Here is a 19,979-nt window from a genome sequence, read left to right as displayed (position 1 = left end):
AGAAAACCATGGCAACCGCAGCATTGCCCGCGCCGTCGACGGCAACGGATACATTCCCCATCAACGGCACCGACTTCATCGAGTTCTACGTCGGAAACGCCAGGCAGGCCAGTCACTTCTATCGCTCCGCTTTCGGATTCGAGCTCGTCGCCTACCGCGGGCCTGAGACCGGCTTCCGCGACGCCGCCAGCTACCTCCTCCAGCAGGACAAGGTCCGCTTCATTTTCACGACGCCCATCAGGTCATCGGGTGCGATCGCGGATCACATTCACAGGCACGGTGACGGGGTCCGCGACATCGCGCTGTGGGTGGACGATGCGCGCACCGCGTTCGCGCTTGCCGTCGAGCGCGGGGCGAAGTCGGCGATGGAGCCGACCGTCATGAAGGACGACAGCGGTGAGATCGTGATCGCCGCGCTTCACACTTATGGCGACACGATCCACAGCCTCGTCGAGCGGAGCGACTATCGCGGTCTGTTCATGCCCGGCTTCGTGCCGCTGACGTCGGTATACAAGCCGAAGCCGGCGGGTCTCAGGTACGTTGACCACTGCGTCGGAAACGTCGAGCTGGGCGCGATGAACAAGTGGGTCGGCTTCTACGAGCAAGTGCTCGGCTTCACCAACATTCTCTCGTTCGACGACAAGACCATCGCCACCGAATATTCGGCTCTCATGTCGAAGGTGATGTCGAACGGCAACGGGCGCATCAAGTTCCCGATCAACGAGCCGGCACAGGGGAAGAAGAAGTCGCAGATTGACGAGTACCTCGAGTTCTACGACGGTCCTGGAGTGCAGCACATCGCCATGGCCACGGACGACATCATCACCACCGTAACCGGGCTGCGCGATCGCGGCGTGGAGTTCCTGCGCGTTCCCGCGACATATTACGACAGCGTCACCGAGCGTGTCGGCAAGATAGACGAAGACATCGCGCCGCTGCGTGACCTCGGAATTCTGGTGGACCGCGACGACGAGGGGTATCTGCTCCAGATCTTCACCAAGCCCGTCGAGGACCGCCCCACTGTCTTCTACGAGATCATTCAGCGGAAGGGCGCGAAGAGTTTCGGGGCGGGAAATTTCAAAGCGCTGTTCGAGGCGCTCGAACGCGAGCAGGACCTTCGCGGGAATCTCTGAAGCACGTCGACAGGTCGCACCTGGGGAGCAGCTGAATGCCGAACTACCATACGCTTGGATCCATTCCCCGGAAGAGGCATATCGCCTTCAGGAAGCCCGACGGCGGGCTCTACGCCGAAGAGCTGATGGGGCACGATGGCTTCACCGGGACGTCGTCTCTGCTTTACCACATCTATCCGCCGACGATGGTGAAGTCAGTGCGCCGTGTGACGGAGACGAAATACGAGGCGGACGATGATCGGACTCTGCATCACCGCCACTTCCTCACGTCGCGCGTGAAGAAGGGTGGCAGCCCGACGCTCGACCGGATGCCGCTCCTGTTCAATCAGGACATCGCGATGCTCTACGTCGAGCCCGACAGGAACGACGATTACTTCTATCGTAACGCCCAGGGCGACGAGCTGGTTTACGTCAGCAAGGGGAAGGGCGTTCTCGAGACGGTGTACGGCGACCTTCCCTTCGGAGAGGGCGATTATCTTGTCGTGCACCGCGGCATCCTGCATCGCTACCACCTGAACCTCGAAGGCGAGCAGACGAAGCTGCTGGTGATGGAGAGCCGCGGGCACATCCGCACTCCCAAGCGGTATCGAAATGAATTCGGACAGCTGGTGGAAGGCGCGCCTTACTCCGAGCGCGACATCCGGCGTCCGCTCGAGCTGAAGTCTCACGACGAGAAAGGCGACTTTCCGCTCCTCGTGAAGCAGTACGACGGGATCAACGAGATTGTGCTCGATCACCATCCGTTCGACGTCGTCGGTTGGGACGGCTATTTCTACCCGTGGGCGTTCAACATCATGGACTTCGAGCCGATCGTCGGGCGAGTGCACCAGCCGCCGCCGGTTCATCAGACGTTCCAGGGCGACGGATTCGTCGTCTGCTCGTTCTGCCCGCGGCCCTACGACTTCCATCCCGACGCGATTCCTGCGCCCTACAACCACAGCAACGTGGACTCGGACGAGGTTCTCTACTACGCGTCGAGCGAGTTCATGAGCCGCAAGGGAATCGAGTTCGGCAGCATCACGCACCATCCCGACGGAATTCCGCACGGTCCGCATCCGGGGCGCGCGGAGGCGAGCATCGGCGCCAGGTACACCGACGAGCTGGCGGTGATGATGGACAGCTTTCGTCCGCTCAGGGTCGCGAAGGCGGCGACCGCGATCGAGGACCCGGCTTACCACAAGTCGTGGCTGGACGTGCAGCACGGGCAGTTCAGCCCGCCGACGAGCTGATTTGGCCGCAGTCCCGGTATCCGCTGTGAATCAGGATAGCACCAGCGAGCCGATGTGGATTCCGTCGGCGGAGCGCGTGGCGCAGGCGAACATGTCTGCTTTCCTGCGACATGCCGACGCCGGCGGGTCGTACGACGACCTCTATCACTGGTCGGTGCTCCACCCGGAGAAATTCTGGCCGGCGATGTGGCGGTTCGCCGGACTTGTCTCGGCGTCGCGCGGCGACGACGAGGATCCCTGGGACGAGATCGTGCGCGGTGTCGACCGGATGGCGCCGCCCGACCACGATCACGGTCCCCGCTGGTTCATCGGTGCGCGGCTCAACTTCGCCGAGAATCTCCTTCGGTATCGCGACGAGCGCGACGCGATCGTCGCATGGAACGAGAGCGGCCGGCAACGCGTGCTGTCGTACGCCCAGCTTCACGACGAGGTGGCACGCGTGGCGGCGGCTCTCCGTGAGCATGGCGTTCGCGCGGGGGATCGCGTGGCGGGGTTCATGCCCAACATCCCCGAGGCGGTCATCGCGATGCTGGCGGCCGCTTCGATCGGCGCCGTGTGGTCGTCGTGCTCTCCCGACTTCGGCGTGCAGGGCGTGCTCGACAGATTCGGACAGATCGAGCCGCGCATTCTCTTCTGCGCGGACAGCTACACGTACGCAGGCAGGAAGATAGACTGCCTCGGGCGAGTCGCTGACGTCGTCGAGCGGATTGAATCAATCGAGCAGGTGGTCGTGGTAGCCTATGGCGACAGGCAACCGGACATATCACACCTGGCGCACGCGGTCCCGTGGAACGAGTTCTCGGCGAGCGCGTGGGGTAGCGTCGAGTTCGAGATGCTGCCGTTCGATCATCCGCTGTACATCCTGTATTCGTCGGGGACGACGGGCCTGCCGAAGTGCATGGTGCATGGCGCCGGCGGAACTCTGCTCCAGCATTACAAGGAGCTGCTGCTGCACGCCGATCTCAAGCGTGAGGACCGCGTCTTCTATTTCACCACGCTTGGATGGATGATGTGGAACTGGCTGGTGAGCGCATTGGCGGTCGGTTCGACCATCGTGCTTTACGACGGGGCGCCTTTTCCTTCGCAGGCCGACGCGCTCTGGGACATGGCGGCGCGCGAGAAGCTCACCGTCTTCGGGACGAGCGCAAAGTACCTGGCGATGTGCGAGAAGAACGGGCTCGAGCCGGGTGCATCACACGATCTGTCGGCGCTGCGCACTATTCTCTCGACGGGAAGCCCGCTGGCGCTGCACAGCTTCGACTACGTGTACTCGAAGATCAAGCAGGACGTCCATCTTGCGAGCATCAGCGGCGGCACCGACATCGTGTCGTGCTTCGCCGGCGGGAATCCCATCGGCCCGGTATATCGCGGCGAGATCCAGTGCCGCGCTCTCGGCATGGCGGTGCACATATTCGACGAAGAGGGCCATCCGGTGGTGGAAGAGCCGGGGGAGCTCGTATGCACCCGGCCCTTCGTCAGCATGCCGGTCGAGTTCTGGAACGACCCCGACGGATCGAAGTATCGCGCTGCCTACTTCGAGAAGTTTCCGAATGTGTGGCGGCACGGCGACTGGGCCGAGCTCACCGGCCACGACGGAATGATCATCTACGGCCGCAGCGACGCGATACTCAACCCCGGCGGCGTGCGAATCGGGACGGCCGAGATCTACCGGCAGGTGGAGCAGTTGCCGGAGATCGTCGAGAGCGTCGCCGTCGGTCAGGAGATCGGCGAGGGGGCATCGGGCGACGTCCAGATCGTGCTCTTCGTCCGGCTGCGCGAAGGCGACACGCTGGACGATGCGCTGCGCGACCGCATCAGAAAGCAGATAAGGGACAACACGAGCCCGATTCACGTCCCGAAAAAAATCGTCCAGGTGAGCGATATTCCGCGGACCATAAGCGGCAAGATCAGCGAGATTGCCGTCCGCGAAGTGCTGCACGGCCGGCCGGTGAACAACACCGATGCGCTGGCGAACCCTGAATCATTGAAGCTGTTCGAGAAAGGAGCGCAGGGAGTGTGACCCCGCCGCCCGTGGCGCCAACGCACACGGCGGGAACCCGCTGATTACGCCTGCATTGCGTCGAGAATCGCCTTGACGCGGCCTGGCGCTATCTCCATTCGCTTCGCGACGAAAACGCGAAGCCACCGCGCGCTCCGGTAGAGCTCCTCGGAAAGCGTCGGCAGGTTGATCGTCCCCGGCCAGCCTTCGCCGGTGAGCCGCTCCACCTCGCCACTGCGCCGCTGCACCGGGATGTCGAGCCCCAGCATCTGCGTCTTCATCGGGAAATCGAGAAGCACGTCACCCGGTGCCATGCCAAGCTCGCGGGCGAGCTCATCTTCCGCTTCGCGCGTGCGCTCGCGGTCGGTCGAGATCCATTCGCCGAATCCGTCATCGAGCTGGCTTGCGGGCCATTCCAGCGCGCGCTTGTAAAGATGCCTGCTCCGAAGCGCATCGAGAATCGGCGTGGGATGCGCGTGCTCCAGGCGATGCAGCAGCCCCTCGTCGGTGTACGACGGCAGAAGCTCGGCGTCAATCGCGCCGATGCGGAGAGCGTCATCCACCATTCGCTTGTACATCGCGGTCGCGCTGCGCACCCCGTGATGCCAGTAGACGTTGCGGTACATCTGATACTTCGCGAACAGCAGCGACTCGAGCGCCGACAACCCTTTCTCCAGAACCCCGAGCACGGGGCGTCCGGAGTGCGGGTCGTGCAGGATCAGCATCGAGTTCGTCAGACGGTCCACGTCTATCTCGCCGTATGGCACGCCGCACATGAAAGCGTCGCGCTTGAGATACTCGATCTTGTCGAGGTCGAGCGACCCGGAGATCAGCCCCTGCAGCGAGCTGGCGCTCGTGCCTTGAATGAGCTCGAACACGCGCTGCGGCGCGTCGGCGGCGATGCCATCGGCGAGGATCGACGCGACCTGCCCGGTGGTGATGAGCGGCCTGGCCACATCCTCGTGATGAAGCTGTCCGATCTCCTCGAGGGCATGGGAGAACGGATAGTGCCCGACGTCGTGCAGCAGCGCCGCCGCTCGCACGATTGCCTGCTCCTCGGGACCGACGTCCCGTGAGCCGTCACGTTCAGCGAGAAGCGCGAGCGAGCCGCGCGACAGGTGGTACGTACCGAGCGCATGCTCGAATCGCGAGTGCGTCGCGCCGGGATATACGAGATACGCGAGCCCGAGCTGCCGCACGTACCGCAGGCGCTGAAAGACTGCGGTGTCAACGAGCCGAAGTGTCAGCTCGTCTACCCGGATGTTATTCCACAGCGGGTCGCGCAGAATCTCGAATGTCATGCGCGACCCTTGTGCTCAGCCTTTGGGACCGGCGCCGAGAATGTCCTGGCTGGCGTCCGGGAACCTGGCGAAGTTCGCGCGGAACATGCCCGCGAGCTTCTTCGCCTGCTCGTCGTACGCGGCGCCGTCGGGCCATGTCCCGCGCGGGTCGAGAACTTCGGCCGGAACGTCGCCGATAGTCGTCGGTACGCTGAGCCCGAAGATCGGGTCCGCACGCAGCGGCGTCTCGTCGAGCGCGCCCGACAGTGCGGCACGGACTATCGCCCGCGTGTACGACAGCTTCATGCGCTTGCCGACACCGTACGGGCCGCCGCTCCAGCCGGTGTTCACGAGCCAGACGTTCGAGCCGTGTTCCTTGAGGAGCTTGCCGAGCATGTCCGCGTATTTCGTCGGAGGCCAGACAAGGAACACCGCGCCGAAGCAGGCGCTGAACGTCACCTGCGGCTCGGTGACTCCGCGCTCCGTGCCCGCGACCTTCGCCGTGTAGCCGGACAGGAAGTAGTACATCGCCTGCTCGGGGCTCAGCCGCGCTATCGGCGGCAGGACGCCGAAAGCGTCCGCGGTGAGAAAGACCACATTGCGCGGATGCCTGCCGCGGCCGTCAGCCACGAAATTCGGGATGTAGTTGAGCGGATACGACGCGCGGGTGTTCTCGGTGATCGCCTGATCCCCGAATTGCACCTGCTTCGTTGCCGGGTCCAGCCGCACGTTCTCGAGGATCGTGCCGAACATCTGCGTCGTACGGTAGATATCGGGCTCTGCCTCGGGCGAAAGGTTGATGACCTTGGCGTAGCAGCCGCCCTCGAAGTTGAACACTCCATCCTTCGACCAGCCGTGCTCGTCGTCGCCGATCAGGGCGCGCTCGGGATCCGCCGACAGAGTCGTCTTGCCGGTGCCCGACAGGCCGAAGAAGAGTGCCGTGTCGCCGTCGGCGCCGATGTTGGCGGAGCAGTGCATGGAGAGGACGCCCTGCTTCGGAAGCAGGTAGTTCATCACCGTGAACATGGCCTTCTTCAACTCGCCCGCGTAGCGCGTGCCGCCGATCAGGATGGTACGCTCGGCGATGTTGAGAACGATGAACGTGCCGGTGCGCGTGCCGTGCTTTGCAGGATCGGCCTGGAACTCCGGCGCGTGGAGCACCGTGAAGTTCGGGTCGAACGTCGGGAGCTCAGTCAGCCCGGGGCGAATGAACATGTTCCGCACGAACGCCATGTGCCACGCGTTCGGCGAGACGTAGCGGACGGATAGGCGATACGCGGGATCGGCGCCGCAGTAGAGATCCTCGACGAACAGCTCGTCGCGTCCGTTGAGGTATCGGCGCACATCCGCGAGAAGCGCCTCGTACTTTTCGGGTGGGTAGGGCTGGTTCACCTTGCCCCAGTCCACGTCCTTCTCCGACGACGGCTCCTTCACCACGAACTTGTCGTTGGGTGAGCGGCCGGTGTGCGGCGACGTCACCGCGACGAACGGTCCCATAGCGGCAAACTCGCCTTCGTCCCGCCGGGCGGCGGCCTTCATCAGCTCTGGCGCGATCAGATTCCAGTGAACCTGGCCCGACGGTGTCAGTCCCTGCCTACCGAGCCCGACGGTGCTCTCGCGCTGCACCGTCGCACGCTCCGGCTTCATCTCAGTGGCCATCCTTTCTATCCCTCAAATATGATTGTCTGTCTGTTCACACCGGCTGTCGCGCACCGAGAGGCGCGCCGCGAGACTGTGCGTCCATCACCGCGACTGCGGCCATGTTCACGATATCCTGCACGTCCGCGCCGCGCTCAAGCACGTGCACCGGACGGTTCATGCCGACGAGGATCGGACCGATCGCCGTCGCACCTCCAAGATGATTCAACAGCTTGTAGGCGATGTTGCCCGCACTGAGGTTCGGGAAGATGAGCACGTTTGCGCGCTCGGTGAGCGAGCTGAACGGATAGGCCGACCTGAGCAGCTCCTCGTCGAGCGCAGTATCTGCCTGCATCTCCCCGTCCACCACGATTGCGGGATCGCGCTGCCGGAGCAGCTGCACCGCACGCGCCACCTTCTCCGCCTCGGGGTGGTGCACCGACCCGAAGTTGGAGAAGGAGAGCATCGCTATCCGCGGCGTGATCCCCAATGTGCGAACGATCCGCGCAGCCGAGTACGCGATCTGCGCGAGCTGCTCGGCGGTCGGATCGATATTGACCGTGGTGTCTCCGCAAAAGATAACATGCTTTTCGAAGACGAGCATGTAGAGGCCGCTCACGACCTCGGCGCGCTGATACGCCCCGATCACCTGGAGCGCGGGGCGGATCGTCTCCGGGTAATGCATGTTCACGCCCGAGACGAGCGCATCGGCGTCGCCTTGCGCGACCATGACGGATCCGAAGTAGTTGCCGTTGTACAGCAGCTGGTGCGCTTCGCTGAGGCTCAGTCCCTTTCGCTGCCGTTTGCGCCAGAGGTAGTCCGCGTAGGCTTCGCGACGCGGCGAATTCGATGGGTCCTCGATGCAGATGTCGGCGAGCGGGATCCCGTTTTCCTTCGCGATGCGCGCGATGTTGTCGGGATTGCCAAGCAGAATCGGCTCGGCGATGCCTTCGTCCACGATGAGCTGCGCTGCGCGGATGACTTTCGGCTCTTCGCCCTCGGGGAAGACGACCTTCCGCGGATCGCGCACAGCGCGATTGATGATGCCGCGCATGACGCCGCGCGCGCGTCCGAGACGTGCCTCGAGCTTATCCCGGTAGTCGTCGAGGTCAATGAACTGGCTCGTGGCGCCGGTGGCGACCGCGGCCCAGGCGACGGCGGGCGCGACCCAGAGCAGAATGCGCGGATCGAACGCGTAGGGAATGAGATAGTCCGGACCGAACTTGACAGATGAGAGCCCGTACAGGCGCGACACGCTTTCGGGCACGTCCTCCTTGGCCAGCAGCGCCAGCGCGCGCGTAGCCGCCATCTTCATCGCCTCGTTCACCTCCGTCGCGCGGACGTCGAGCGCGCCGCGGAAGATGAACGGAAACCCGAGTACGTTGTTGACCTGGTTGGGGTAATCGCTCCGGCCTGTCGCGATGATCGCGTCGGAACGGACCGCGCGGATCTCCTCCGGGAGAATCTCCGGATCGGGGTTGGCGAGGGCGAAGATGATCGGATTCGGCGCCATCTTTGCGACCATGTCGCCGGTCACGGCGCCCGCGACTGACAGGCCGACCAGGACGTCGGCGCCGTCGAGCGCTTCCGCGATGGTGCGGGCGCTGGTCTCGTTGGCGAAGCGCGCCTTGTACGGATCCATGGTTCCCGCACGGCCCTTGTAGATCACGCCCTGGCGGTCGTTCAGGAGGATGTTTTCCCGCTTCACGCCGAGCCGCACGTAGTGCTCGGCGGTGGAGATGGCGGCCGCGCCCGCGCCGGAGAACACGCAGCGCACCTGTGTGATGTCGCGGCCAGTGATCTCGAGCGCGTTGAGCAGCGCCGCGCCGGAGATGATCGCGGTGCCGTGCTGGTCGTCGTGAAAGACCGGAATGCGGAGCGTCTCGCGCAGCTTCTCTTCTATATAGAAGCAGTCAGGCGCGCGAATGTCCTCGAGGTTGATGCCACCGACGCTGGGCTCGAGGAGCTGGCAAAAGCGGATTACGTCGTCCGGATCCTCCGAGCCGACTTCGAGATCGAACACGTCGAGGTCGGCGAATTGCTTGAAGAGGTTGGCCTTCCCCTCCATGACCGGCTTGGCCGCGAGCGCGCCGATGTTGCCCAGCCCGAGGACCGCGGTGCCGTTGGTGACGACCGCGACGAGGTTGCCCCGCGCCGTGTACTTGTAGGTGTCTTCGGGGTTTTTCTGTATCTCGAGGCAGGGCTCCGCCACGCCTGGGGAATAGGCGAGGGCGAGGTCGCGCTGGTTGTTGAGCGGCTTGGTGGCAACGACAGCGATCTTGCCAGGCCGCCCCGATGAGTGGTAATCGAGGGCGTCTTTACGCTTCATGGATTCGGCTTTGGACCCTGCAAGTTACTTGAAACGGGGAGGTTGGGGCAGCGAGGGTCGCCTGGGGATCTCAGCTGGCGGGCGCGCGACGGGTGCGTGACGACCAGTGGATGGACCGGATGCGCCATCCGCCTGAGTCCTTTGTGAGCACCATCGATTCAACCCCGGACGAATTGATCTGCCTTCCGTTGTACTCCCCCTGGGTCGTACTTGTGCCGACCGTCCACGCTGTCGAGCCCTCGACAGTGAGCTTCAACGGCCCGCGCGTCTCCTGAACTGCTTTCGCGAAGGCGATGTCGCCGGCGAGGTGGTGCGACCGATACTCCGCTCTGGTCTCCGTTCCCCCGCTCTCGAGGATCATCGCATCGGGAGCGAGAAGAGCGAGCGCGCTGGCGCTGTCGGCGTTTGCGAGCGCCTCGTGAAAGGCGCCCACCGTGGCGGCTACCGCTGCAGAGTCAGCATGCGCGGAATTTGCCGGCGACTCTGCCGTATCCGGCGGCCCTGCCGCGCCCAGTGTTACCGCTGCGGCGATGCACGCAGCCCCGATCTTCACGCCAGATGGAAAACGCACTGTTCAACTCTCCTCGTTATCGGTAGAGGCGGTGATCCCATTTCGCCTGCGGCTCCACGACCAGCTTGCCGCGAACCATGTTCATTCCGCAGGCGAATATGAACTCGCCTGCTTCATCGGGCGAGTAGCCGCCCTCAACGGTGTCCATCAGTGCGCTCCCTCCCCGGGGGGTAATGTGAATGCCTCGAAACGTCTCCAACCCCCTTCAAGACACGGGCCTGACAATTTTACGCCGCGTAAAGCAAAAACGTTCCACTGGCGGTTCGCACGTTGCGTGGGCGATGTGCCGGGGCTAGCTTTTGCTTTGAATAAAATCAGCCGGGCAGCGCTTCACACACGCTTGCCATGCGGCGAAGCTTCCTGCGAGGAGGACGACTTGCCCGATCAGCAGCAGACGGATACCGGCGTGGCTGACGCAGCGCCGAGGACTGCACGCGCTGCCGCCCGTGGCGGCGCGCGAGAACGCCTGGCGCTCGATGCAGTGGATTACCCCGTTCCGCCTTCGGCGAACCGTCTCGCCTACATGCTCGGCGGCCTCACTTTCGCCGGGATCACGCTGCTGATAGTGACCGGCGTGCTGCTCGATCAGTTTTACAACCCGAGCCCGGTGGGCGCGCACGACAGCCTGATGTACATAATGACGCGCGTCCGCCTGGGCATGTGGATTCGCGGGCTTCATTACTGGGCGACGAGCATAGTTCTGGTGTCGGTGTTCCTGCACATGAGCTATGTCTTCTGGCGGCGCAGCTATGTGAAGCCGCGCGAGGTGACATGGTGGGCGGGTGTCGGGCTCTTCGCGGTGCTCTTCGCGCTTGCGTTTACGGGCACCGTGTTGCGCGCCGACCAGGAGGGTGGCGAGGCGCTCGAGCACGCGATCGCCGGTGCAAAGATGACGGGGGCGATCGGTATGCCGCTAAGCCCCGACTTCACGGCCAGCACGAGTCTGCTGAGCCGGCTGCATAGCGCGCATGTGAGCCTTCTTCCGCTCGTCATGCTCGCGCTCGTGGCAGTCCACTTCTGGCTCATCAGGGCGATCGGAATAAACGCGGCTGAGCCGAAGACGAGCCGGTTCTCCGACCACCTTCCGAAGCTGGTGGGATACTCGCTGCTGCTCGTCGGTCTCGCCGGTACGCTCGCGGCTTTCTTTCCGCCGGGGATCGGACATCCGTCGGTCGAAGGCGTGGAGCTGACCAAGCCGTTCTGGCCTTTCCTCTGGATCTACGCGGTCGAGAACCAGTTCGGGATGTGGGGAATGGTGATCGCTCCGATAATCATCTTCGGGTTCCTTTTCATCATTCCGCTGGTCGACAGGCCCCGCGAAGGACATCCGCGGCACGGTCTCCTGACCATCGTATCGCTTATCATGCTGTCCCTGTACGTCGGTGGCATCATCTACGGAGTGTTCGCACCACAACAGCAGCACATGGGAATGTGAGGAGGCAGGCATGAGGAGATTTCTGGCAATGGGCGTCGCCGCGGCAGTCGCGCTTTCCGCGGGAACTTCGTCGGTGGCGTATGCGCACGGCGGCGGCGTGCTGAGAGTAGCCTCGAAGCAGGTTGGTGTAGGCGGCACCATCAGCATGACCGGCGAGAAGCTCGGCAACAATGCCAACCTGAAGGCAGAGCTGCGCGGTGTACTGGACAACTATGTTCTCGGAAGTGTGCGAACGGGGGCGACTGGCGCGCTTGCCGCAGGCGTCACGGTACCGGTCGCGGTTCCTGCAGGAGTTTACACGCTGGTGCTGATCGCCGCCGACGGCGACATCGCAGGGAGAACTGAAGTGACGGTTGGTCCTCCGGCAGTCGTTGCCGCGGCGGCGAGCGGCATGCCGCAGATGGCCGCCGGCGGAGAGATGGCTGACATGCCGGGAATGAAAGCCTCCGCGGAAATGATGAAGATCGAGACCCGCACGACCCCGGTCGAGTGGACGATCATCGGCGCTCTGATCCTGCTCAGCTTCGCTGGCGGAGCAGCGTTGCTGGCGAAGTCCCGGAGCGCCCGGGCGCAGTGAGCGCTGGCTTCTGCGGTCGTCGTCCCGACCTGGAAGTGCGGGCCTACTTCTTCGGTCCCATGTTCATCTTGCTGTGATCCATGCCAGGCATTCCCTTCATCGGGTCGGGCTTGGCGGGAGGCTTCGTTGTGGTGACCTTCGATCGCTTGACGGTGCTGGCTGAAGCGGATTCCAGCCTGCCCGGCGCGGGCGTCTCGTGCGACTTCATGCGGCTCGGCGCGACAGGTGCCGGCATATCCAGTGGACCGGCACCGGGAGAGCATTGCCAGATTCGGAAGCGGGATGAAAGGGATCGAGGTGCTCGCGCGCGCTCTTGGCTAGCCAAGCTGGAGGTCATGCGCGGCTGCCACCGTCCGGCACGGCCTGGAATATCATGGGGGAAACCCTTACAGCGTTAGGCATTTACCCGGCTGCGAGAGAAAAAGGTTTCTGCGATGCTGCAAGCAATGAATCACGCCGATCGACAGGAGGAGGCATGCAGCGCATTCTACTGATAGACGATGATCCGAGTGTCACGAGCGTCCTGAAGCGAGGACTGGCATACGACGGCTTCTCGGTGGACGTTGCGTCATCGGGCCAGCAGGCACTTGCCATCGCGCGAGATCATGCACCTGACCTGGCGATCCTGGATATCATGTTGCCCGGTATCGACGGCTACGAGGTGCTGGCGCGTCTGCGCCGCGTCGACGAGAACTTGCCCGTGCTGATGCTTACCGCCCGTGACAGTGCCTCGGACCAGGTGAAAGGACTTGAGCTCGGGGCGGACGACTACGTCGTCAAGCCTTTCCGATTCGAGGTTCTGATCGCGCGAATCAAGGCGTTGCTCCGACGTTCCGAGATCGACCATCCGGAAGTGATGCGGTTCGCCGATCTGTCGCTCGATACGGGGACGAGGCAGGCGCAGAGGGGCGACCGGGTGATTGACCTGACGTCAACGGAGTATGAGGTGCTGCGTCAGTTCCTCATGCGCCCCCGGAGGGTCATTCCGAAACATCTCCTGATGGACCGTGTGTGGGGCTTCGAAGTCGCGGGCAGCTCCAATATCGTCGAGGTATACGTGAAGCAGCTTCGCCACAAGCTCGAGGCGGCGGGGGAGATGCGGCTGATACATACCTTTCGCGGCGCGGGATACGTCCTTCGAGAGGCTTGAGACTCTGTCGTTTCTCCCAACGCATGAGCAGCAAAGGAGGGAACCAACGAGGCGTCGACTCGTCATAGCTGGCGTAGCCGCTGTGTTATTCGGCATCCCTCTGTATGACCTCAGCCAGCCTTGCCGGAACGATTCGGAGAACTCCCCGTTCGCTGAGAATACTGCGATGATGGCGTTATCCGCCAGTCGTCGGCGCTGACATGTCGCTTCGGCTGCGCCTTGCCATGTGGTACGCTGGTCTCAGCGTCCTGGTTGTAGCGGTTGCCTGTATCTACAGCTATGCGGTGCACAATCGCACGCACTATGATGAGCTGGATCGCGTCATCCATGAAACCGCAATACGTCTGGCGGATGAGTTGGCGGAAGCGCCCGGAGCGCGCGCTCTCATTCTCGGGCGTCCGGTCGGGTCGGGGGTCAGGCTTCTTAACGAGCGTGGTGAAACGCTGTTTCAATCGTCTGCGGCCGCCGATGCACCTCTCATCGATCTTCAGAAACTTCGCGCATCGACGAATGCGCGTGCTTATGCAGCGGTGGCACGTATTGCTCCCTCCATTCATGACAGTGGTACCGGACGTGGATGGTTCGGGCTGGTTTACGGTCAATCGGGCGAGCGCTACCGGGTATTTGTGATACCGGTTGAGGGTGGAGACTACCTCGCTCTGACGACACCGCTGTCGCGCATCGACCGCGCGATGCAAAGGTTCGCCATTCTGATGTTGGCGATTGGCGCAGCCGGGGGCGTCGCAGCATTCGGAGCCGGATGGGCGATTGCCGGGCGCGCGCTGTATCCTGTGGCGGCGCTCACTGAATCTGCGGCGACGATCGCGCGGTCCCGGGAGTTCTCGCGGCGAGTGGCGGAGAGCTCATCGCGTGACGAGCTCGGCCGTCTGTCGCGGACCTTCAATGCGATGCTTGCAAGCCTCGAAGCGGCCTACGATTCCCAGGTGCGTTTTGTATCGGCGGCCTCTCATGAGCTCCGGGCGCCTCTCACGGTGGTCCAGGCGAACCTCGACCTGCTCCAGTCACGTGAGCTATCCGAAGACGACCGCGCCATCTCCGTGCGCGAAGCATTGAGGGAGTCGGAGCGGATGGCGAGGCTCGTGGCGGACCTTCTGGTGCTGGCACGAGCCGACGCCGGAGTGCCGATTCGCCGTGAGTCCGTCGAACTGGATCGGGTCGTGCTCGACGTTCTGAACGAGACGCGCCATCTCACGCGGGGACAGCGGGTCGAGCTCACCCACCTGGAGCCCGGAACCGTTCTCGGCGATCCGGATCGGCTGAAGCAGCTTTTCCTCAATGTTGTCGAGAACGCCATCAAGTATACGGGAGGCCGCGGGCGCATCTCCGTCGAAATCCGACGAATGCCGGGCAGTATCGAGGTGGCGGTCAGCGATGAAGGCATCGGAATTCACGCGGAAGAATTGCCAAGGGTCTTCGACAGGTTTTTTCGCGCTGACGCGGCCCGCATGCGTGACCCGGCGGGAAGCGGGCTTGGTCTCTCAATCGCCCATTGGGTCGCAACCGAGCACGGTGGGTCTATTTCACTGAAGAGCTCGCCCGGTGAAGGAACCACAGTCAGGATCCGGCTTCCGGCAGGGGCTGCGTGAACATTGTGCCTCTTCCCTGATCGAGGCTTCAGTCTGCCGCGCCACGGTGAACCGGGGCTGAACGCTCGCTGAGCCGAGTCGCGGGCGACCTCGCGACACACCGCGTGCACTGCCCGGCGACGGCACGTATGGGACGGACATCCCCTTCGAGACTACCGATCACGAATGTCCGAATGGCTCGTTGGATCAAGATGTCATACAGCGCGAAGTATGATCGCCATGCTCGCTCCCACGCGTCGTCGTTTGAGAAGGTGTCGGCTGGTCGAATCACACGGACGGACGCGCCGACCGCATCTATGACGTCTTCAACCGACTGGCCTTCACGCCGGAGTTCAGCGACGAGCACGTCCACGGCATCGCGGAGCGAGGCGTCGAACGTGTACGCCGCGTGCGCGCGATCAAGGGCACGCGCGAGCTCGGCGCGCGCAGCCGGCAGCTTAGATCTTCGCCGGCTCGTACCGCTCCAGCACGGCCTTCCGTTGCTCGTATTCCTCGGTCGAGACCTGGCCGGCGGCGTGGCGACGGCTGAACGCCGCCGCGTACGCCGAGCTTCAGGTCGGCGTACGCCGAGCTTCAGGTCGCGGACAAGCGTTCACCTCTCCCTCACCTTGTCCTCAGGATCGGTCGCCAATGTTCCGTGCGAACCGAGCGCCGCGATGGTTTTTTTGAATCGACCCGCGATGGCGGATCGTGACCTGAACGCGAAAGTCGCGCGTACAGATTGCCGCTCCCCCGAGCCATTTCAGCCGGCCTTCAGGTTGGCATCAGCATCGGCATTCATTGTTCGCGCCAGGCGGAGAAACAGCACTGCAGCCCTCACTTCAAGGAGTGTCGTTATGAGATCCGATTGTGCCACACTCGATGCGCGCGCCTTTGGGTTCGCGGCAGGCACGGTCGCCGCGGCGATTTCCGCCGTCTGCGCCATTGCTTTAGCTATTGCGCCAGAGGCCACCAGGGCACTGGTGGGCTACTTGATCCATTCCGACCTGAGCGGCCTCGCACCCATGGTCACGTGGGGGAGTTTCATCACTGGCGTGGTCGGCTGGGGGCTTATTGCGGGGCTGGCGTTTTCCGCAGCCGCCGGGTTCTACAATCGGTTCTCCAGCGCAGCGCGGGCGGAACGCCGCGAGGCGGCCGCGCACGACGTTGTGTGAGCGAATCCGACATGGCGGCGGTTCCAGCTCAGTGGACGTCGCCACGAGGAGGTACCCGTGACGCGCAAGACCACGACCGTGATGTTGGAGAACGCCGAATGCGCTGGCGGCTCCGCGCATACCGTCGAGAAAGCCCTCCGAGAGGTTCCCGGCGTTTTGCGCGCCTATGTCAATCCGGCCACCGAGGCCGCCTACGTCGAGTACGACGCCGAACGGTGCAGTGAGGCCGATCTCGAGGTCGCAGTGGAATCGGTCGGCGTCCACGCGCTTCACCCGGCTGCGGCGCGACCGCCCGCTATCGTCCCGTTCCCTTTTCCCTCAGAGAGGCTTCCCCTGCGCGACACCGCCACTCGATCCAGAACATGGTGGGCATTCGCGGGCTTCGTCGCGATCTCCGGCTTTTTCCTGATCACCGAGCACCGCGCCCATCTCTTTGGCATCCTGCCGTTTCTCTTCCTCCTCGCCTGTCTGTTCCTTCACAGGTTCGGCCATGGCGGCGATGGCGGGCACGGGGGCCATGGCGGGCATGCTGCCGAAGTACAGGAGGGTGATGCCCGGGATCGCGACCAGGCGGCCCGGGCCGGCAACTACGAGCAGTCGTCCCGTGGGCATCAGCACCTCCCCCGCGCGACCCGCGACGATTGAAGGAGCTAGCCATGAGCAACAACTCACCCGCATACGGACTCTGGACGCTCGTCGTGATAAACTCGGCGATCTTCCTGATCTTCGCCTTCAGCTTCACGAAACCGAAAACCCGCCGGGACTGGCGCTCGTTCAGCGCCTTCTCGGCGTTCATCGTGGCGCTGTTCGTAGAGATGTACGGCTTTCCACTCACGATTTATCTGCTTTCCGGCTGGCTCGGACGGCGCTACCCGGGGCTAGATCTGACGTCACACGGCGCGGGCCATCTTTGGGAGACGCTATTCGGCTGGAGGGGGGACCCACATTTCAACCCGCTGCACCTCCTGAGCAATGTCTTGATCTTCGGCGGCTTCTGGCTTCTCGCGGCCGCCTGGAACGTGCTGTACAAGGCGCAACAGGCCGGTCATCTTGCCACCACAGGCCCGTACGCTCGCGTGCGCCACCCGCAGTACGATGGCTTCGTCGTGATCATGCTCGGCTTCCTTCTTCAGTGGCCCACGCTGCTGACGCTCGCGATGTTCCCGGTGCTCGTCGCCATGTATGTCAGACTTGCAATCCACGAGGAAGCCGACGCGCGCGCGACGTTTGGTGAGCCGTGGGAGCGCTACGCTGCACAGACCCCACGCTTTTTCCCACGGTTAGGCCGCCGTGACGAGAGTTGGCCGTCCCTGAATGCACGGAGGCCGATGTGAGACCCCACAACGGCTGGTGGTTTGGAGCTTTCGCGCAGCGCAAGGGAGGCGCGTATCGATCCCTTTCATACTCTCCGCTCACGCGATGCGCCGCAACCTGAGCGCGTTGCCCACTACAGACACCGAACTGAAACTCATGGCGGCCGCGGCAATGATGGGCGACAGGAGCACTCCAAAAAACGGATAGAGAACGCCAGCCGCGATCGGCACGCCAAGCGCGTTATAGATAAACGCAAAGAAGAGGTTCTGCCTGATGTTCCGCATCGTGTTCCGCGACAGTCGGCGAGCACGGATGATCCCCCTGAGGTCGCCCTTTACCAGCGTCACGGAAGCACTCTCCATCGCGACATCAGTGCCGGTCCCCATGGCGATGCCGACCTGCGCCTGCGCCAGCGCGGGAGCGTCGTTGATACCGTCGCCCGCCATAGCCACGAAACGCCCATCCTTCTGGAGGCGCTTCACGACATCGATCTTCTGGTCTGGTAGCACCTCGGCGATCACCTCGTCGATCTTCAGTTGCCTCGCCACGGCCGCTGCTGTCGTGCGACTGTCTCCCGTCAACATCACGATGCGGATGCCCTCGTCGTGAAGCGCGCGAATCGCCTCAGGCGTGCTTTCCTTGACAGGGTCGGCGACTCCAATGAGGCCCGCAGGCTCACCGTCGATCACGACGAACATGACTGTCTGTCCTCCGACACGCAGCGCCTCTGCCTTTTCCGCGAGCGGACCGAGCGCGACCCCCAGCTGGTCAATGAGCGCACGATTCCCCAGGGCGACGGCGCGACCGTCCACAGTTCCGCGCACGCCCTTGCCAGTGATGCTCTCGAATTGCGATGCCTCGCCAAGCTTCACACCACGAGCCTCGCTCCCTGAAACGATGGCGTCCGCAAGCGGGTGCTCACTTCCTCGTTCGAGAGTCGCGGCGAGACGAAGAAGCGCCTCCTCGTCGATCGCCGGAACGGGCAGCACGGACATCAGCCTCGGCTTGCCCTCAGTGAGGGTTCCGGTCTTGTCCACGACCAGTGTATCCACCTTGCGCATCACCTCGATCGCCTCGGCGTTGCGAAAGAGGACGCCCATGGTCGCACCCTGGCCAGTCGCGACCATGATCGACATCGGAGTCGCGAGCCCGAGGGCACAGGGGCAGGCGATGATGACGACGGCGACCGCGTTGATGAGCGCGTGCGCCATTCGTGGCTCAGGACCAACGAGGCTCCACACCACGAACGTGACGACGGCGATGCCAACGACGACTGGGACGAAGTAACCTGCGACAGCGTCTGCAAGCTTCTGGATGGGTGCACGGCTTCGTTGGGCGTCCGCCACCAGGGCGACTATGCGTGAGAGGAGCGTGTCCGCGCCCACTTTCTCGGCTTGCATGACGAGGGCGCCCGTCCCATTGACGGTCGCTCCAACGACGCGATCGTTGGCATGCTTCTCAACTGGTATCGACTCGCCAGTGACCATCGACTCGTCGATCGAGCTCGCGCCATCGAGCACGATGCCATCAACCGGGACCTTCTCTCCGGGCCTGATCCGAAGCCGGTCGCCAACCTGCACGACCGCCAGCGGAACGTCTTCCTCGCTTCCATCTGCCCGAATGCGGCGCGCCGTGGTCGGAGCGAGGCCAAGGAGCTTGCGAATGGCCGCGCCGGTCGCAGTGCGAGCCCGAAGCTCGAGGACCTGCCCCAGCAGGATCAACGTCACGATGACGCCGGCCGCCTCGAAGTATACCGCGACCTCGCCTGACCGGTCACGGAATGATCCCGGAAAGATCCCCGGAATCAGGGTCGCCACCACGCTGTAGACGTATGCAACGGAGACGCCGAGCCCGATGAGAGTGAACATGTTCAGGCTGCGGTTCCTCACCGAATGCACGGCGCGCTCATAGAACGGCCATGCGGCCCAGATGCACACGGGCGTCGCCAGCAGGAGCTCCATGACCGTCCAGGCCCGGATCGACATGAGCGACGCGCGCAGACTCTGGAGCGGAGGAACGTACTCGCTCATCGCGAGCAGGAGCAGCGGTATGGTGAAGAGCGTCGCAAGCCAGAACCGTCGAGTCATGTCGTGAAGCTCGGGATTCTCTTCCTCCTCGGCGGTCAGCGCCGAGCGCGGCTCGAGCGCCATGCCGCAGATCGGGCAGGCACCCGGCGCATCGCGGACAATCTCCGGGTGCATCGGGCATACCCACTCGGTCTTCGACGCAGGTGGGCGCGGGGAGGACGCTTCAAGCGCCATTCCACACTTTTGACAGGAACCCGGCCGATCGGCGCGCACGTCTGGGTGCATTGGGCAGGTGTAGCGGCCGGCGCTCGGCGCTGTGGCGGGCGCCGAAGGTATTCGATCATGTGCGTGCGCGTACTTCATCGGGTCGCTCACAAACCGATCATGACAGCTCGCACCGCAGAAGATCACATTGACTCCCCCTGCCTCGTATCGGTAAGGGCTCGTGACGGGCACGCTCATGCCGCAGACCGGGTCGATTGCGGTGGCGCCGGGAGATTCGCGGTGTTCAGTGTGCTCGTCCATGGGTACGAAAA

The 19,979-nt window shown here is 63.6% G+C and carries 17 protein-coding genes; 10 read left to right on the top strand and 7 right to left on the bottom strand.

The genetic code is table 11. From position 1 onward, the window contains the following. Nucleotides 1–8: 8 nt before the first annotated feature. From hppD to Q7S20_09310, 3 genes are read left to right on the top strand one after another with little or no spacing between them, the layout of a single operon-like run. A complete protein-coding gene (hppD, locus tag Q7S20_09320) occupies nucleotides 9–1,133 on the top strand; it encodes a 4-hydroxyphenylpyruvate dioxygenase (protein MDO8502034.1) in 1,125 nt (374 codons plus the stop codon). A gap of 35 nt (nucleotides 1,134–1,168) precedes the next feature. After that, complete coding sequence (locus Q7S20_09315; GenBank protein MDO8502033.1) at nucleotides 1,169–2,362, top strand: homogentisate 1,2-dioxygenase; 1,194 nt, start codon at nucleotides 1,169–1,171, stop codon at nucleotides 2,360–2,362. A gap of 25 nt (nucleotides 2,363–2,387) precedes the next feature. Further along, nucleotides 2,388–4,382, top strand: coding sequence for an acetoacetate--CoA ligase (locus Q7S20_09310; protein MDO8502032.1), 1,995 nt, complete (start codon nucleotides 2,388–2,390; stop codon nucleotides 4,380–4,382). A 44-nt stretch (nucleotides 4,383–4,426) separates the two neighbouring features. On the opposite strand, the gene Q7S20_09305 is transcribed toward Q7S20_09310, so the two are convergent. The 5 genes from Q7S20_09305 to Q7S20_09285 form a co-directional block, all read right to left on the bottom strand. After that, entirely contained in the window at nucleotides 4,427–5,662 is a 1,236-nt protein-coding gene (locus tag Q7S20_09305; GenBank protein MDO8502031.1) for an HD domain-containing protein, read from the bottom strand. A 15-nt stretch (nucleotides 5,663–5,677) separates the two neighbouring features. Continuing rightward, nucleotides 5,678–7,300, bottom strand: coding sequence for a phosphoenolpyruvate carboxykinase (ATP) (gene pckA, locus Q7S20_09300; protein ID MDO8502030.1), 1,623 nt, complete (start codon nucleotides 7,298–7,300; stop codon nucleotides 5,678–5,680). Nucleotides 7,301–7,334: 34 nt separating this feature from the next. Next, entirely contained in the window at nucleotides 7,335–9,608 is a 2,274-nt protein-coding gene (locus Q7S20_09295) for an NADP-dependent malic enzyme (protein MDO8502029.1), read from the bottom strand. Nucleotides 9,609–9,678: 70 nt separating this feature from the next. After that, the gene (locus Q7S20_09290) at nucleotides 9,679–10,179 is read right to left on the bottom strand and encodes a DUF4440 domain-containing protein (GenBank protein MDO8502028.1); all 501 of its coding nucleotides are present in this window, start codon (nucleotides 10,177–10,179) and stop codon (nucleotides 9,679–9,681) included. A 16-nt stretch (nucleotides 10,180–10,195) separates the two neighbouring features. Continuing rightward, nucleotides 10,196–10,327, bottom strand: coding sequence for a hypothetical protein (locus Q7S20_09285; GenBank protein ID MDO8502027.1), 132 nt, complete (start codon nucleotides 10,325–10,327; stop codon nucleotides 10,196–10,198). Nucleotides 10,328–10,585: 258 nt separating this feature from the next. Between Q7S20_09285 and Q7S20_09280 the strand changes: the two genes are divergently transcribed. Beyond that, nucleotides 10,586–11,614 (top strand): cytochrome b N-terminal domain-containing protein, encoded by a 1,029-nt coding sequence (locus Q7S20_09280; protein ID MDO8502026.1) that lies wholly within the window; start codon nucleotides 10,586–10,588, stop codon nucleotides 11,612–11,614. Nucleotides 11,615–11,624: 10 nt separating this feature from the next. Then, entirely contained in the window at nucleotides 11,625–12,191 is a 567-nt protein-coding gene (locus Q7S20_09275; GenBank protein MDO8502025.1) for a hypothetical protein, read from the top strand. A 43-nt stretch (nucleotides 12,192–12,234) separates the two neighbouring features. Here Q7S20_09275 and Q7S20_09270 read toward each other — a convergent pair whose 3' ends face one another. After that, the gene (locus tag Q7S20_09270; protein ID MDO8502024.1) at nucleotides 12,235–12,399 is read right to left on the bottom strand and encodes a hypothetical protein; all 165 of its coding nucleotides are present in this window, start codon (nucleotides 12,397–12,399) and stop codon (nucleotides 12,235–12,237) included. A 267-nt stretch (nucleotides 12,400–12,666) separates the two neighbouring features. Here Q7S20_09270 and Q7S20_09265 point away from each other — a divergent pair, with 267 nt between their 5' ends. The 5 genes from Q7S20_09265 (at nucleotide 12,667) to Q7S20_09245 (ending at nucleotide 17,436) form a co-directional block, all read left to right on the top strand. Then, nucleotides 12,667–13,341 carry a response regulator transcription factor gene (locus Q7S20_09265; GenBank protein ID MDO8502023.1) on the top strand — a complete coding sequence of 225 codons (675 nt, stop codon included), beginning with the start codon at nucleotides 12,667–12,669 and terminating at the stop codon, nucleotides 13,339–13,341. A 200-nt stretch (nucleotides 13,342–13,541) separates the two neighbouring features. Then, nucleotides 13,542–14,948 (top strand): HAMP domain-containing sensor histidine kinase, encoded by a 1,407-nt coding sequence (locus Q7S20_09260; protein ID MDO8502022.1) that lies wholly within the window; start codon nucleotides 13,542–13,544, stop codon nucleotides 14,946–14,948. Between the two features lie 836 nt (nucleotides 14,949–15,784). Continuing rightward, complete coding sequence (locus Q7S20_09255; GenBank protein ID MDO8502021.1) at nucleotides 15,785–16,102, top strand: DUF5676 family membrane protein; 318 nt, start codon at nucleotides 15,785–15,787, stop codon at nucleotides 16,100–16,102. A 57-nt stretch (nucleotides 16,103–16,159) separates the two neighbouring features. Continuing rightward, nucleotides 16,160–16,747: a DUF2933 domain-containing protein gene (locus Q7S20_09250; GenBank protein MDO8502020.1), complete on the top strand. Its 588-nt coding sequence runs from the start codon at nucleotides 16,160–16,162 to the stop codon at nucleotides 16,745–16,747. Nucleotides 16,748–16,800: 53 nt separating this feature from the next. Continuing rightward, entirely contained in the window at nucleotides 16,801–17,436 is a 636-nt protein-coding gene (locus Q7S20_09245; protein ID MDO8502019.1) for an isoprenylcysteine carboxylmethyltransferase family protein, read from the top strand. 78 nt (nucleotides 17,437–17,514) lie between these two features. Here Q7S20_09245 and Q7S20_09240 read toward each other — a convergent pair whose 3' ends face one another. Continuing rightward, entirely contained in the window at nucleotides 17,515–19,617 is a 2,103-nt protein-coding gene (locus Q7S20_09240; GenBank protein MDO8502018.1) for a copper-translocating P-type ATPase, read from the bottom strand. Nucleotides 19,618–19,979 lie beyond the last annotated feature (362 nt).

It is taken from the genome of Gemmatimonadaceae bacterium, assembly GCA_030647905.1.
GTDB lineage: Bacteria > Gemmatimonadota > Gemmatimonadetes > Gemmatimonadales > Gemmatimonadaceae > UBA4720.
The sequence above is the reverse complement of the archived record's forward strand: the minus strand, read 5'-3'. Positions and strand labels throughout refer to the sequence as shown.

Coding starts and splice junctions, on each gene's coding strand:
- hppD (MDO8502034.1), top strand. CDS start 9: ATGGCAACCGCAGCATTGCCCGCGCCGTCGACGGCAACGGATACATTC.
- Q7S20_09240 (MDO8502018.1), bottom strand. CDS start 19,617: ATGCACCCGGAGATTGTCCGCGATGCGCCGGGTGCCTGCCCGATCTGC.
- Q7S20_09275 (MDO8502025.1), top strand. CDS start 11,625: ATGAGGAGATTTCTGGCAATGGGCGTCGCCGCGGCAGTCGCGCTTTCC.
- Q7S20_09315 (MDO8502033.1), top strand. CDS start 1,169: ATGCCGAACTACCATACGCTTGGATCCATTCCCCGGAAGAGGCATATC.
- Q7S20_09260 (MDO8502022.1), top strand. CDS start 13,542: ATGTCGCTTCGGCTGCGCCTTGCCATGTGGTACGCTGGTCTCAGCGTC.
- pckA (MDO8502030.1), bottom strand. CDS start 7,300: ATGGCCACTGAGATGAAGCCGGAGCGTGCGACGGTGCAGCGCGAGAGC.
- Q7S20_09265 (MDO8502023.1), top strand. CDS start 12,667: ATGCAGCGCATTCTACTGATAGACGATGATCCGAGTGTCACGAGCGTC.
- Q7S20_09270 (MDO8502024.1), bottom strand. CDS start 12,399: ATGAAGTCGCACGAGACGCCCGCGCCGGGCAGGCTGGAATCCGCTTCA.
- Q7S20_09295 (MDO8502029.1), bottom strand. CDS start 9,608: ATGAAGCGTAAAGACGCCCTCGATTACCACTCATCGGGGCGGCCTGGC.
- Q7S20_09255 (MDO8502021.1), top strand. CDS start 15,785: ATGAGATCCGATTGTGCCACACTCGATGCGCGCGCCTTTGGGTTCGCG.
- Q7S20_09305 (MDO8502031.1), bottom strand. CDS start 5,662: ATGACATTCGAGATTCTGCGCGACCCGCTGTGGAATAACATCCGGGTA.
- Q7S20_09285 (MDO8502027.1), bottom strand. CDS start 10,327: ATGGACACCGTTGAGGGCGGCTACTCGCCCGATGAAGCAGGCGAGTTC.